The sequence below is a fragment of the Streptomyces sp. NPDC014891 genome, from assembly GCF_043081085.1.
In the GTDB taxonomy this organism is placed as follows: Bacteria; Actinomycetota; Actinomycetes; order Streptomycetales; family Streptomycetaceae; genus Streptomyces.
The window spans coordinates 332,914-346,269 of record NZ_JBIBWF010000007.1 but is presented as its reverse complement, the minus strand read 5'-3'; the positions used below and the strand labels follow the sequence as shown (position 1 = coordinate 346,269).

General features: G+C 70.6%; 13 protein-coding genes. 1 reads left to right on the top strand and 12 read right to left on the bottom strand.

All coding sequences use genetic code 11. The annotated features are described in order from the left end of the window. The 11 genes from nuoK to ACF09E_RS22235 form a co-directional block, all read right to left on the bottom strand. A complete protein-coding gene (gene nuoK, locus ACF09E_RS22285) occupies positions 1–300 on the bottom strand; it encodes an NADH-quinone oxidoreductase subunit NuoK (RefSeq protein WP_148005711.1) in 300 nt (99 codons plus the stop codon). Further along, on the bottom strand, positions 297–1,133 hold the full coding sequence (locus ACF09E_RS22280; protein WP_392206676.1) for an NADH-quinone oxidoreductase subunit J: 837 nt from the start codon (positions 1,131–1,133) through the stop codon (positions 297–299). The genes nuoK and ACF09E_RS22280 overlap by 4 nt, the downstream gene beginning before the upstream one ends. Then, positions 1,130–1,726: an NADH-quinone oxidoreductase subunit NuoI gene (gene nuoI, locus ACF09E_RS22275; RefSeq protein WP_388792612.1), complete on the bottom strand. Its 597-nt coding sequence runs from the start codon at positions 1,724–1,726 to the stop codon at positions 1,130–1,132. The genes ACF09E_RS22280 and nuoI overlap by 4 nt, the downstream gene beginning before the upstream one ends. Beyond that, positions 1,701–3,062: an NADH-quinone oxidoreductase subunit NuoH gene (nuoH, locus tag ACF09E_RS22270; RefSeq protein ID WP_392206675.1), complete on the bottom strand. Its 1,362-nt coding sequence runs from the start codon at positions 3,060–3,062 to the stop codon at positions 1,701–1,703. The genes nuoI and nuoH overlap by 26 nt, the downstream gene beginning before the upstream one ends. Then, positions 3,059–5,557, bottom strand: coding sequence for an NADH-quinone oxidoreductase subunit G (locus tag ACF09E_RS22265; protein WP_392206674.1), 2,499 nt, complete (start codon positions 5,555–5,557; stop codon positions 3,059–3,061). The genes nuoH and ACF09E_RS22265 overlap by 4 nt, the downstream gene beginning before the upstream one ends. Beyond that, positions 5,554–6,906, bottom strand: coding sequence for an NADH-quinone oxidoreductase subunit NuoF (gene nuoF, locus ACF09E_RS22260; RefSeq protein WP_392206673.1), 1,353 nt, complete (start codon positions 6,904–6,906; stop codon positions 5,554–5,556). The genes ACF09E_RS22265 and nuoF overlap by 4 nt, the downstream gene beginning before the upstream one ends. Beyond that, the gene (gene nuoE, locus ACF09E_RS22255; protein ID WP_392206672.1) at positions 6,903–7,643 is read right to left on the bottom strand and encodes an NADH-quinone oxidoreductase subunit NuoE; all 741 of its coding nucleotides are present in this window, start codon (positions 7,641–7,643) and stop codon (positions 6,903–6,905) included. The genes nuoF and nuoE overlap by 4 nt, the downstream gene beginning before the upstream one ends. Then, positions 7,640–8,962, bottom strand: a complete 1,323-nt coding sequence (locus ACF09E_RS22250; RefSeq protein WP_361854137.1) for an NADH-quinone oxidoreductase subunit D — start codon at positions 8,960–8,962, stop codon at positions 7,640–7,642. The genes nuoE and ACF09E_RS22250 overlap by 4 nt, the downstream gene beginning before the upstream one ends. Beyond that, positions 8,959–9,690 carry an NADH-quinone oxidoreductase subunit C gene (locus tag ACF09E_RS22245; protein ID WP_361854134.1) on the bottom strand — a complete coding sequence of 244 codons (732 nt, stop codon included), beginning with the start codon at positions 9,688–9,690 and terminating at the stop codon, positions 8,959–8,961. Before ACF09E_RS22245 ends, ACF09E_RS22250 begins: the two co-directional genes overlap by 4 nt. Before the next feature lie 88 nt (positions 9,691–9,778). Next, positions 9,779–10,333 (bottom strand): NADH-quinone oxidoreductase subunit B family protein, encoded by a 555-nt coding sequence (locus ACF09E_RS22240; protein WP_319310819.1) that lies wholly within the window; start codon positions 10,331–10,333, stop codon positions 9,779–9,781. Between the two features lie 17 nt (positions 10,334–10,350). Beyond that, the gene (locus ACF09E_RS22235; protein WP_019888619.1) at positions 10,351–10,710 is read right to left on the bottom strand and encodes an NADH-quinone oxidoreductase subunit A; all 360 of its coding nucleotides are present in this window, start codon (positions 10,708–10,710) and stop codon (positions 10,351–10,353) included. A 670-nt stretch (positions 10,711–11,380) separates the two neighbouring features. Between ACF09E_RS22235 and ACF09E_RS22230 the strand changes: the two genes are divergently transcribed. After that, positions 11,381–12,256 carry a C40 family peptidase gene (locus ACF09E_RS22230; protein ID WP_392206671.1) on the top strand — a complete coding sequence of 292 codons (876 nt, stop codon included), beginning with the start codon at positions 11,381–11,383 and terminating at the stop codon, positions 12,254–12,256. A gap of 117 nt (positions 12,257–12,373) precedes the next feature. Here ACF09E_RS22230 and ACF09E_RS22225 read toward each other — a convergent pair whose 3' ends face one another. Continuing rightward, complete coding sequence (locus ACF09E_RS22225; RefSeq protein ID WP_392206739.1) at positions 12,374–13,324, bottom strand: NAD(P)-dependent oxidoreductase; 951 nt, start codon at positions 13,322–13,324, stop codon at positions 12,374–12,376. Between the last annotated feature and the right edge of the window lie 32 nt (positions 13,325–13,356).

Here is a 13,356-nt window from a genome sequence, read left to right as displayed (position 1 = left end):
TTACAGCTTCATCAGGCTGGCGTCGTCGACCGAGGCCGAGTGGCGGGCACGGAAGACGGACACGATGATCGCGAGCCCGACGACGACCTCCGCGGCGGCGACGACCATCGTGAAGAACGCGATGATCTGGCCGTCGAGGTTTCCGTGCATGCGGGAGAAGGCGACGAACGCGAGGTTGCAGGCGTTGAGCATCAGCTCGACGCACATGAAGACCACGATCGCGTTGCGCCGGATCAGGACCCCGACCGCACCGATGGTGAACAGCAGGGCCGCGAGGTACAGGTAGTTGACGGGATTCACCGGGTGGCCTCCTCTTCGTCCCGGTCCCGGCCGAGCCGCTCCTCGGAGCGCTGCTCCAGGGCCTTGAGGTCGGCGAGGGCCTCGGTGGACACGTCACGGATCTGGCCCCGCTTGCGCAGGGTCTGCATGACGGTGAGCTCCGCCGGGGTGCCGTCGGGCAGCAGACCGGCGATGTCCACGGCGTTGTGCCGGGCGTAGACGCCGGGCGCGGGCAGCGGCGGCACGTGCGTGCCCTCGCGGACGCGCTGCTCGGAGAGCTCCCGCTGGGTCGCGGCCCGCTCGGTGCGCTCGCGGTGCGTGAGCACCATCGCGCCGACGGCGGCGGTGATGAGGAGCGCGCCGGTGATCTCGAAGGCGAAGACGTACTTGGTGAAGATGAGGGCGGCGAGGCCCTCGACGTTCCCGCCGCGGGCGCTGTTGGCGGCGCCGAGTCCGGCGAACTCCTTCAGCGAGGCGTTGCCGATGCCGGCCGCGAGCAGGATGCCGAAGCCGAGGCCGCAGACCACGGCCCACCAGCGCTGGCCCTTGATGGTCTCCTTCAGCGAGTCCGCGGCCGTGACACCGACCAGCATGACGACGAAGAGGAAGAGCATCATGATCGCGCCGGTGTAGACGACGATCTGGACGATGCCGAGGAAGTACGCCCCGTTGGCCAGGTAGAAGACCGCCAGGATGATCATGGTGCCGGTGAGGCAGAGCGCCGAGTGCACGGCCCGCCTCATCAGGATCGTGCAGAGGGCGCCGACGACGGCGACGGTGCCGAGGACCCAGAACTGGAAGGCCTCGCCCGAGGAGGTCGTGTACGCCGCGAGGGTCTCGAGGTGCGCGCTCATGCCTCCGCCCCCTCCTGCTCGCCCTTCTCCCCCTTGGACACGGCGACCTGGCGGACGGTGCCGGGCGCGGCCCCTTCGACGAGGCCCAGGTAGTAGTCCTGCTCGGTCATGCCGGGGTGGATCGCGTGCGGCGAGTCGACCATGGTGTCCTCGAGGCCCGCGAGAAGCTGCTCCTTGGTGTAGATCAGGTTCTCTCGGGACGAGTCGGCCAGTTCGAACTCGTTGGTCATCGTCAGCGCCCGGGTGGGGCAGGCCTCGATGCAGAGCCCGCAGAGGATGCAGCGGGCGTAGTTGATCTGGTAGACGCGGCCGTACCGCTCGCCCGGGGAGTAGCGCTCCTCCTCCGTGTTGTCCGCGCCCTCGACGTAGATCGCGTCGGCGGGACAGGCCCAGGCGCACAGCTCGCAGCCGACGCACTTCTCCAGGCCGTCGGGGTGACGGTTGAGCTGGTGCCGGCCGTGGAAGCGGGGCGCCGTCGTCTTCTGCTGCTCCGGGTACTGCTCGGTCAGCCGCTTCTTGAACATGGCCTTGAAGGTCACGCCGAAGCCGGCCACCGGATTCTGGAAGTCAGACACCGTCCGTCTCCTTTCCATCACTCGCAGAGGCAGAATCGGGGGCGCCGCTGACGACGAGGTCCCGCCCGTGCCGGGGCCTGCGCCGGGGCACGGCGGGCAGGGACTGCCCGGGCTTGGGCGGTACGGGGAAGCCTCCGGCCATCGGGTCGAAGGAGCGGGAGTCCTCGGCCGGGGGCGCCGCGGCCTTCGCCTTCCGGTCGCGGAAGACGTCGACCACGAAGGAGAGCAGCAGCAGTCCGAGGACGGCCCCGGCGACGTACAGCACGATGTTGCCGAAGGCGATGTTCTCGTTCCGCAGCGCACGGACGGTGGCGACCAGCATCAGCCAGACCACCGAGACCGGGATGAGGACCTTCCAGCCGAGCTTCATCAGCTGGTCGTAGCGGACCCGGGGCAGGGTGCCGCGGAGCCAGATGAAGAAGAACAGCAGCAGCTGCACCTTGATGACGAACCAGAGCATCGGCCACCAGCCGTGGTTCGCGCCCTCCCAGAAGGTGGAGACCGGGTACGGGGCCCGCCAGCCGCCCAGGAAGAGCGTCACGGAGACGGCGGAGACCGTCACCATGTTCACGTACTCGGCGAGCATGAACATCGCGAACTTGATGGACGAGTACTCGGTGTTGAAGCCGCCGACGAGGTCGCCCTCGGACTCCGGCATGTCGAACGGGGCGCGGTTCGTCTCACCGACCATCGTGACGATGTAGATGATGAACGAGACCGGCAGCAGGATCACGAACCAGCGGTCGGCCTGCGCCTCGACGATCGCCGAGGTCGACATCGACCCGGAGTAGAGGAAGACGGAGGCGAAGGCCGCGCCCATGGCGATCTCGTACGAGATCATCTGCGCGCAGGAGCGGAGTCCGCCGAGCAGCGGGTACGTGGAGCCGGACGACCAGCCGGCCAGGACGATGCCGTAGATGCCGACGGAGGCGACCGCGAGGACGTACAGCATCGCGATCGGCAGGTCGGTGAGCTGCATCGCGGTCCGGTGGCCGAAGATCGACACCTCGTTGCCGGCCGGGCCGAAGGGGATCACGGCGATCGCCATGAACGCCGGGATCGCCGCGACGATCGGGGCGAGGACGTAGACGACCTTGTCGGCCTTCTTGACGATCACGTCCTCCTTGAGCATCAGCTTGATGCCGTCCGCGAGGGACTGGAGGAGGCCCCAGGGGCCGTGCCGGTTGGGGCCGATGCGCAGCTGCATCCAGGCGACGACCTTGCGCTCCCAGACGATGGAGAACAGCACGGTCACCATCAGGAAGGCGAAGCAGAAGACGGCCTTGATCAGGACGAGCCACCAGGGGTCCGTCCCGAACATGGACAGGTCTTCGGCGGCGAGCGGCGTGGTCATGCCTGCACCTCCGTGACCTCGACGGGGCTCGGGGTCGCCGGGCCGATGCGGACCAGGTCGCCCGGGTGGGCGCCGGTGTCGGAGAGGACGCCGCGGCCGGCCGAGTTCAGCGGGAGCCAGACGACGCGGTCGGGCATCTCGGTGACCTGGAGCGGGAAGGCCACGGATCCCGCGGGGCCGGTGACGCCGAGGAGGTCGCCGTCCTTGACGCCGGTGTCGGCGGCGGTGGCGGCGGAGAGCCGGGCGACCGCCGCGTGCCGGGTGCCCGCGAGGGCGGTGTCGCCCTCCTGGAGCCGGCCGAGGTCGAGCAGCAGCCGGTGTCCGGCGAGGACGGCCTCGCCGTCGCCCGGCCGGGGTGCCGCCTGGCCGGGTTCGACGGGCTCGGAGGCCCGCTCCTCCGTCCAGCCGCCGAGCCGGTCGAGTTCCCGGCGGACGGCCCTGAGGTCGGGCAGTGCCAGGTGGGCGTCGAGGGCGTCGGCGAGCATGTGGAGCACGCGGGTGTCCGTCGGCGCCAGGGGCCGGGTCATCTGCTCGGGCTTGAGCGCGGCCTCGAACATCCGCGCCCTGCCCTCCCAGTTGAGGAAGGTGCCGGGCTTCTCGGCGACGGCGGCGACCGGGAGGACGACGTCGGCCCGGGCGGTCACCTCGCTGGGCCGCAGTTCCAGGGAGACGACGAAGGCCGCGTCGAGGGCCTCGCGCGCGCGGGCCGGGTCCGGGAGGTCGGCGACCTCGACGGCGCCGACGAGCAGCGCCGCGAGTTCCCCGGTGGCGGCGGCCTCGACGATCTGGCCGGTGTCGCGGCCGTAGCCGTGCGGGAGTTCGCGGACGCCCCAGGCGGCGGCGACCTCCTCGCGTGCGCGGGGGCTGGTCGCCGGCCGGCCGCCGGGCAGCAGCGCGGGGAGCGCTCCGGCCTCGACCGCTCCGCGTTCGCCGGAGCGGCGCGGGATCCACACCAGCCGGGCGCCGGTGGCGGCGGCGGCGCGCAGGGCCGCGGTCAGGGCTCCGGGAACGCCGGCGAGGCGCTCGCCGACGACCAGGACGGCGCCCGGTTCGCGCAGGGCCTCGGCGGCGGCGGGTCCCTCGCCCTCCAGGCCGACCCGGGAGGTCAGCGCGTCCAGCCACTCGGTCTCGGTGCCGGGGGCGGCGGGCAGCAGGGTGCCGCCCGCCTTCTCCAGGCCGCGGGTGGCGAACGGGGCGACCGCGTAGGTCCGCTGGCCGTGCCTGCGCCAGGCCTTGCGGAGTCGCAGGAAGACGCCGGGGGCCTCCTCCTCGGCCTCCAGGCCGACGAGGAGCACGGCCGGGGCGGCTTCGAGCGAGGTGTACGTGACGCCCGTGCCGTCCAGGTCCCGGCCGCGGCCCGCGACGGCGGAGGCCAGGAAGTCGGCCTCCTCGCCGGAGTGGATCCGGGCGCGGAAGTCGATGTCGTTGGTGTCGAGGGCGACCCGGGCGAACTTGGCGTACGCGTAGGAGTCCTCGACGGTCAGCCGCCCGCCGGCCAGGACGCCGGTGCGGCCGCGGACGAGTCCGCGGGCGGCCGCCTCCAGGGCCTCGGGCCAGGACGCGGGCTCCAGTTCACCGGTGTCGGCGTTGCGGACGAGCGGGGTGGTGAGCCGGTCGCGCTGCTGGGCGTACCGGAAGCCGAAGCGGCCCTTGTCGCAGATCCACTCCTCGTTGACCTCCGGGTCCTCGGCGGCGAGCCGCCGCATGACCTTGCCGCGCCGGTGGTCGGTGCGGGTGGCGCAGCCGCCGGCGCACTGCTCGCACACGGACGGCGAGGAGACGAGGTCGAAGGGGCGGGAGCGGAAGCGGTAGGCGGCCGAGGTGAGGGCGCCGACCGGGCAGATCTGGATGGTGTTGCCGGAGAAGTACGACTCGAAGGGGTCGCACTCGCCGGTGCCGACCTGCTGGAGCGCGCCCCGCTCGATCAGCTCGATCATCGGGTCGCCGGCGACCTGGTTGGAGAAGCGGGTGCAGCGGGCGCAGAGCACGCAGCGCTCGCGGTCGAGGAGCACCTGGGTGGAGATCGGTACGGGCTTCTCGTAGGTCCGCTTGACGCCTTCGAAGCGGGACTCGGCCTGTCCGTGGGACATGGCCTGGTTCTGCAGGGGGCACTCGCCGCCCTTGTCGCAGACGGGGCAGTCCAGCGGGTGGTTGACGAGCAGCAGCTCCATCACGCCGTGCTGGGCCTTCTCGGCGACGGGGCTGGTCAGCTGGGACTTCACCACCATGCCGTCGGTGCAGGTGATGGTGCAGGACGCCATCGGCTTGCGCTGGCCCTCGACCTCGACGATGCACTGGCGGCAGGCGCCGGCGGGGTCGAGGAGCGGGTGGTCGCAGAACCGCGGGATCTCGATGCCGAGCTGTTCGGCGGCGCGGATGACCAGGGTCCCCTTGGGGACGGAGATCTCGATGCCGTCGATGGTCAGCGTGACGAGATCCTCGGGCGGTACGGCAGCCGAACCGCCGCCGGCCGGGCCGGCCGTGGTGACCGTCATGCCGTGACCTCCTTGTGGTTGTCCGCCCAGGCGGTCGACTTGGCCGGGTCGAAGGGGCAGCCGCGGCCGGTGATGTGCTGCTCGTACTCCTCGCGGAAGTACTTCAGCGAGGAGAAGATCGGCGAGGCGGCGCCGTCGCCGAGGGCGCAGAACGACTTGCCGTTGATGTTGTCGGCGATGTCGTTGAGCTTGTCGAGGTCGGACGCCTTGCCCTTGCCCGCCTCGATGTCCCGCAGCAGCTGGACGAGCCAGTAGGTGCCTTCGCGGCAGGGCGTGCACTTGCCGCAGGACTCGTGGGCGTAGAACTCGGTCCACCGGGTGACGGCCCGGACGACGCAGGTGGTCTCGTCGAAGCACTGGAGCGCCTTGGTGCCCAGCATGGATCCGGCGGCGCCGACGCCCTCGTAGTCGAGGGGCACGTCGAGGTGCTCGTCGGTGAACATCGGGGTGGAGGAGCCGCCGGGCGTCCAGAACTTGAGCCGGTGGCCGGGGCGCATGCCGCCGCTCATGTCGAGGAGCTGGCGGAGCGTGATCCCGAGCGGGGCCTCGTACTGGCCGGGCGAGGAGACGTGCCCGGACAGCGAGTACAGCGTGAAGCCCGGGGACTTCTCGCTGCCCATCGAGGTGAACCACTCCTTGCCCCGGTTGAGGATCGCGGGAACGGACGCGATGGACTCGACGTTGTTCACCACGGTGGGGCAGGCGTAGAGGCCGGCGACCGCGGGGAAGGGCGGACGGAGCCGGGGCTGGCCGCGGCGCCCTTCGAGCGAGTCGAGGAGCGCGGTCTCCTCGCCGCAGATGTACGCGCCGGCGCCGGCGTGCACGGTGATGTCCAGGTTCAGGCCGCTGCCGAGGATGTCCCGGCCGAGGTAGCCGGCGGCGTACGCCTCGCGGACCGCCTCGTGCAGGCGGCGCAGGACGGGGACGACCTCGCCGCGCAGGTAGATGAACGCGTGCTCGGAGCGGATCGCGTAGCAGGCGATGATCATTCCCTCGATGAGGGAGTGCGGGTTGGCGAAGAGGAGCGGGATGTCCTTGCAGGTGCCGGGCTCGGACTCGTCGGCGTTGACGACGAGGTAGTGGGGCTTGCCGTCGCCCTGCGGGATGAACTGCCACTTCATGCCGGTGGGGAAGCCGGCGCCGCCGCGGCCGCGGAGGCCGGACTCCTTGACGTACGCGATGAGGGCGTCGGGGCTCATCGCGAGGGCCTTGCGGAGCCCCCGGTAGCCCTCGTGCCGCTCGTACGTCTCCAGGGTCCAGGACTCGGGCTCGTCCCAGAAGGCGGAGAGGACGGGCGCGAGGAGCTTCTCGGGGCTGCTGTTGTTGATCTCGGCGGCCAAGGTCATCACTCCCCCTCCTGACCGGAGGTCTCACCGCGCGGGTGGACGATTCGGTGGTGCGGCTGCTCGCCCTTGGCGAGTCGGAGTCCCACGAGCGAGGCGGGGCCGGCGCCGCCGGTGGCCTCGACGGCGCCGGGGCGCTCGTCGGGGAAGCCGGCGAGGATGCGGGCCGTCTCCTTGAAGGTGCAGATCGGGGCGCCCCGGGTGGGCTCGACGGTCCGGCCGGCCCGCAGGTCGTCGACCATCCGCTTGGCCGACTCGGGGGTCTGGTTGTCGAAGAACTCCCAGTTGACCATCACCACGGGGGCGAAGTCGCAGGCCGCGTTGCACTCGATGTGTTCGAGGGTGACCTTGCCGTCCTCGGTCGTCTCGTCGTTGCCGACGCCGAGGTGCTCCTTGAGCTCCTCGAAGATGGCGTCGCCGCCCATGACCGCGCAGAGCGTGTTCGTGCACACGCCGACCTGGTAGTCGCCGGAGGGCTTGCGCCGGTACATCGTGTAGAAGGTGGCGACGGCGGTGACCTCGGCCGTGGTCAGACCGAGGGTCTCGGCGCAGAACGCCATGCCGGTACGGGTGACGTGGCCCTCCTCCGCCTGCACGAGGTGCAGCATCGGCAGGAGCGCCGAGCGGGAGTCCGGGTAGCGGTCGACGATCGCCCGCGCGTCCTCCGTCAGGCGGGCGTGGACCTCGGCCGGGTACGCGGGGGCGGGGAGCTGGGGCATGCCCAGACTGATCTGGTCGGTCATCGGTCGACGCCTCCCATCACGGGGTCGATGGAGGCGACGGCGACGATGACGTCGGCGACCTGGCCGCCCTCGCACATCGCGGCCATGGCCTGGAGGTTGGTGAAGGACGGGTCGCGGAAGTGGACCCGGAAGGGGCGGGTGCCGCCGTCGGAGACGACGTGCACGCCGAGCTCGCCCTTGGGCGACTCGACGGCCGCGTAGGCCTGTCCGGCCGGGACCCGGAAGCCCTCGGTGACCAGCTTGAAGTGGTGGATCAGGGCCTCCATGGAGGTGCCCATGATCTTCGCGATGTGGTCCATGGAGTTGCCGAGGCCGTCGGTGCCGAGGGCCAGCTGCGCCGGCCAGGCGATCTTCTTGTCGCCGACCATGACGGGACCCGGCTCCAGGCGGTCGAGGCACTGCTCCACGATCCGGAGGGACTGCCGCATCTCCTCCAGGCGGACGAGGAAGCGTCCGTAGGAGTCGCAGGTGTCGGCGGTCGGGACCTCGAAGTCGTAGTCCTCGTAGCCGCAGTACGGGTCGGTCTTGCGCAGGTCGTGCGGGAGGCCCGCCGAGCGCAGGATCGGTCCGGTGGCGCCGAGGGCCATGCAGCCGGTGAGGTCGAGGTAGCCGACGTCCTGCATGCGGGCCTTGAAGATGGGGTTGCCAGTGGCGAGCTTGTCGTACTCCGGCAGGTTCTTCTTCATGGTCTTCACGAACTCGCGCACCGCGTCGACGGCGCCCGGCGGCAGGTCCTGGGCGAGGCCGCCGGGGCGGATGAAGGCGTGGTTCATGCGCAGGCCGGTGATCAGCTCGTAGAGGTCCAGGATCATCTCGCGGTCCCGGAAGCCGTAGATCATGATCGTGGTGGCGCCGAGCTCCATGCCGCCGGTGGCGATGCACACCAGGTGGGAGGAGAGCCGGTTGAGCTCCATCAGCAGGACGCGGATGACGCTCGCCCGGTCCGGGACCTGCTCGGTGATGCCGAGCAGCTTCTCCACGCCGAGGCAGTACGCCGTCTCGTTGTAGAACGAGGTGAGGTAGTCCATGCGCGTGACGAAGGTGGTGCCCTGCGTCCAGGTCCGGTATTCGAGGTTCTTCTCGATGCCGGTGTGGAGGTAGCCGATGCCGCAGCGGGCCTCGGTGACGGTCTCGCCGTCGATCTCCAGGATGAGGCGGAGCACGCCGTGGGTGGACGGGTGCTGGGGGCCCATGTTGACGATGATGCGCTCGTCGTCGGCCTTGGCCGCCGACTGGACGACCTCCTCCCAGTCGCCGCCGGTCACCGTGTAGACGGCGCCTTCTGTCGTCTCGCGGGGAGACGCGTGGGAAGTGCTCACGAGTACGACCTCCGCTGGTCCGGAGCCGGGATCTGGGCGCCCTTGTACTCGATGGCGATGCCACCGAGGGGGTAGTCCTTGCGCTGCGGGTGGCCCTGCCAGTCGTCCGGCATCATGATCCGGGTGAGGGCGGGATGGCCGTCGAAGACGATGCCGAAGAAGTCGTACGCCTCCCGCTCGTGCCAGTCGTTCGTCGGGTAGACCGCGACGAGCGACGGCAGGTGCGGGTCGGTGTCCGGGGCGGACGTCTCCAGGCGGATCAGCCGGCCGTGGGTGAGCGAGCGCAGGTGGTAGACGGCGTGCAGCTCGCGGCCCTTGTCGCCGGGGTAGTGGACGCCGGAGACGCCGGTGCAGAGCTCGAAGCGGAGCGCCGGGTCGTCGCGGAGGGTCCGGGCGACGCGGACGAGGTGCTCGCGCTCGATGTGGAAGGTGAGCTCGCCGCGATCGACGACCGTCCGCTCGATGGCGTTCCCGGGGAGCAGGCCCTGCTCCTCCAGCGCGCCCTCGAGTTCGTCGGCCACCTCGTCGAACCAGCCGCCGTAGGGGCGGGAGGCCGGTCCGGGGAGCCGGATCGAGCGGACGAGTCCGCCGTAGCCGGAGGTGTCGCCGCCGTTGTTCGCGCCGAACATCCCGCGCTGGACGCGGACCTCCTCACCGTGCTCCCCGCGCTGCCCCGGCAGGTTCTGCTCGCTGAGGTCCTTCTCGGGATTGGGTGTCTCGTCGCTCACTGTGCCGAACCGTTCCCTTCTCCGCCCGCGCGGCGCGGAGGTGCCGGCTTCGTCGCGTTCTGCGGCCCGGCGGCCGCCCGTGCGTCGGTCACCTCAGCAGACCCTTCAGTTCAATCGTCGGCAGCGCCTTCAGCGCCGCCTCCTCCGCCTCCCGGGCCGCCTCCTCGGCGTTCACGCCGAGCTTGGAGCCCTGGATCTTCTGGTGGAGCTTGAGGATCGCGTCGAGCAGCATCTCCGGGCGCGGCGGGCAGCCGGGCAGGTAGATGTCGACCGGCACGATGTGGTCGACGCCCTGGACGATCGCGTAGTTGTTGAACATGCCGCCCGAGGAGGCGCAGACGCCCATGGAGATGACCCACTTGGGGTTGGGCATCTGGTCGTAGACCTGCCTCAGGACGGGCGCCATCTTCTGGCTGACCCGGCCGGCCACGATCATCAGGTCGGCCTGGCGCGGTGAGCCGCGGAAGACCTCCATGCCGAAGCGGGCCAGGTCGTACCGGCCTGCTCCGGTGGTCATCATCTCGATGGCGCAGCAGGCGAGGCCGAAGGTCGCGGGGAACACGGACGCCTTGCGCACCCAGCCCGCGGCCTGTTCGACCGTCGTCAGCAGAAAGCCGCTCGGGAGTTTCTCTTCGAGTCCCATAGGTGCCCCTCAGCCCCTCAGTCCCATTCCAGGCCGCCGCGACGCCACACATACGCGTAGGCGACGAAGACGGTGAGCACGAAGAGCAGCATCTCCACGAGCCCGAAAAGCCCCAGGGCGTCGAAGGTGACCGCCCAGGGGTAGAGGAAGACGATCTCGATGTCGAAGACGATGAAGAGCATCGCCGTCAGGTAGTACTTGATCGGGAAGCGGCCGCCTCCGGCGGGCGTGGGTGTCGGCTCGATGCCGCACTCGTACGCCTCAAGCTTTGCCCTGTTGTACCGCTTTGGCCCGATAAGCGTGGCCATGACCACGGAGAAGATCGCAAACCCCGCACCCAGGGCACCGAGCACGAGGACGGGCGCGTACGCATTCACGCTCCTCGCTCCTTCCAGTCGTCCTTGACCGTTGGACCGCACGGCCGGACCGTGAAAGATCGCCCCCATGTGAGGCAGTTCACAAGCCCGGCTGCCCCGCATCCTATGCCCGCCCCTCTGTGATCTGCGACACGGGGTGCGTCAAGGACTTTGTGATCTCCACCACCTGACGAAGGATCATGAAGTCGGATGAGCGGTGATCTTGTTGCGCGAAGCGCCCAGGTGATCACCAGATGTGACATCCGGACCGGAAATCGCTGCTCGGAGGGGGTGTCGCACTATCAAGTGATGGTCACTACAGGCAAATTGGCGATGGACGCGACCGGGTGATAAAGGAACCGGCCGTCGCCCGGTCGAGGGGTCCCGCGTACGGCGGTGGACGCGTGCATCCGTTCACGAGCGTTCATGAGATGAAAATGTGACCTGCGCCACATCGGTCGACGCCGAAAAACGTGGGGCTTGGCCATGCGCGTCAAGAGGTGGTAAGCGTCGGGCAATTCGGACCTTTCATTGAAAACCCGCGATCAAGGCCCAGATGGCCCGTGCCCGATTTGCCCGTTACGGCGTCAATAAGGGCGCCACAGAAGCGGATTAGGAGATTCCGAACGTAACTGTGGCGCAACCCACGTTTCTTGAAGGGAACCGTGAAGCCCTGATAGCGGTTGTCCTCATGTCCCACAGCGCTCACATACCCAGCCACCGGAAGCCCCGCCGCAGCGCCTCGAAGCTCGCGCTGCGGGCCGGAGTTGCCGGTGGCGTCCTCGGCACCATCGCGGTGGCCGGTGCTGCCGGGCCGGCGAACGCCGAGCCGGTGACCGAGACCATCGAAATGCCCACCCTGGGCTCGCTCGAGACCGGCGCCGGTCTCGCCTCCGCCGTCGCCGCCTCCGCCGAGGCCTCCCAGCAGGAGGCGCTCGACCAGAGCCTCCAGTCGCAGGAGAACCTGGCGCTGCAGAAGGCCGCCAAGGAGGCCAAGAAGGCCAAGTCCGAGGCCGACCGCAAGGCGGCCGCCGAGAAGGCCGAGAAGGCCCGCCTCCAGGCCGAGGCCGAGGCGAAGGCCGAGCGGGAGCGCAAGGAGGCCCAGGAGCGCGCCTCCCGGACCAGCGAGCGCACCCAGCTCGCCTCCACGTCCGCGGGCGACGACGGCGGCTCCTCGACCGGCTCCGGCGAGAGCGACACGCAGGCCCCCTCCGGCTCCGCCGCCGCGATCGTGGCCTTCGCGCGTGCCCAGGTCGGCGACTCGTACGTCACCGGCGGCACCGGCCCCAACTCCTGGGACTGCTCCGGCCTCGTCCAGGCCGCCTACCGCCAGGCCGGCATCGACCTGCCCCGCATCTCGTACGAGCAGTCGAGCATGGGCACCTCCGTCTCCCTGAGCAACCTCCAGCCGGGCGACATCCTGTACTGGGGCAGCCGCAGCGGCTCGTACCACGTCGCGATCTACGTGGGCGGCGGCAACTACGTCGGCGCGCAGAACTCGTCGACCGGTGTCGTCGAGCGCTCCCTGGACTGGGACACGCCCTCCGGCGCGGTCCGTCTCCTCTGACCGGACCCGCTCCCACGGCGCACGGGAAGCCGTCACTCCTCGGGGGAGTGACGGCTTTCTCCCGTGCGGCCGACCGCCGCCCCTGTCCCGTTCCGGGCGGGAAGCGGCCGGAACGCGCTACTTCCGGAACGCCTCGATGATCCGGGCGTAGCTGTCCCCGCCGTGGCCCGCCTCGACCGCGGCCCGCATCAGGTCCAGGTGCAGCTCGGGCAGCCGGCCGTCCACGCCCCGCGCCTCCCCCGCGTGCAGCAGGTGGCCGATCGCCGCCACCTGGACGTCGATCGTGGCGTCCGCGCCCGGGTACTCCCCGGCGTCGATCTGCTCGGCGTACCCCGTCATGAACCAGGAGACCGTCCTCAGCCAGCGGGTGGCCACCGCCGTGAACTCCCGCGCGGGCACGCCGTCCGCGCCGGCGAGGGCGGTGGCGTGCAGCCAGCCGCCGAAGACGGACCACATGAGGCCGAGCAGCCCCGCGTCGTAGAGCGAGGCGAGCCCGGCGTCCGGACCGAGGTCCACCGGGTCGCCCAGGACGGCGAGCGTCGGGCGGTGGGCGGCGAGCAGTTCGGGCGAACCCGCGTAGAGGAACATGTTGGCGCTGTCGCCGACCCCCGGCGGGGTCGTCATGACGGCGCCGTCGAGGTAGCCGATGCCGTGCTCGGCCGCCCAGGCCGCCTCCGCGCGGGCCTGCTCGGGGGAGCCCGAGGTGAGGTTGACCAGGACCCGGCCGCGCAGCGACCCGGCCACGGGGGCGAGGAGTCCGCGGACCGCCGGGTAGTCGAGGACGCAGACCACGACGAGCTCGCCCGCGGCGACGGCGTCCTCGACGGACGCGGCGCGGACGGCGCCCCGGGCGACGAGCGCGCCGGCCTTCCCGGGGGTGCGGTTCCAGACGGTGGTGCGGTGGCCTGCGGCGAGGAAGGCGTCGGCGAGGGCGGTGCCCATCTGGCCGAGGCCGATGACCGTGATGCTCTGTGCGTTCATGGGATCCACGCTCGCAGCGGCGGAATCCGGACGACAGTGGCAGGACCGACGCCGCCCGCACGATTCCTGCCGTACGGTCGGCGGCATGATCACGGACGGCGGGACCTCCCGGGGCGGAC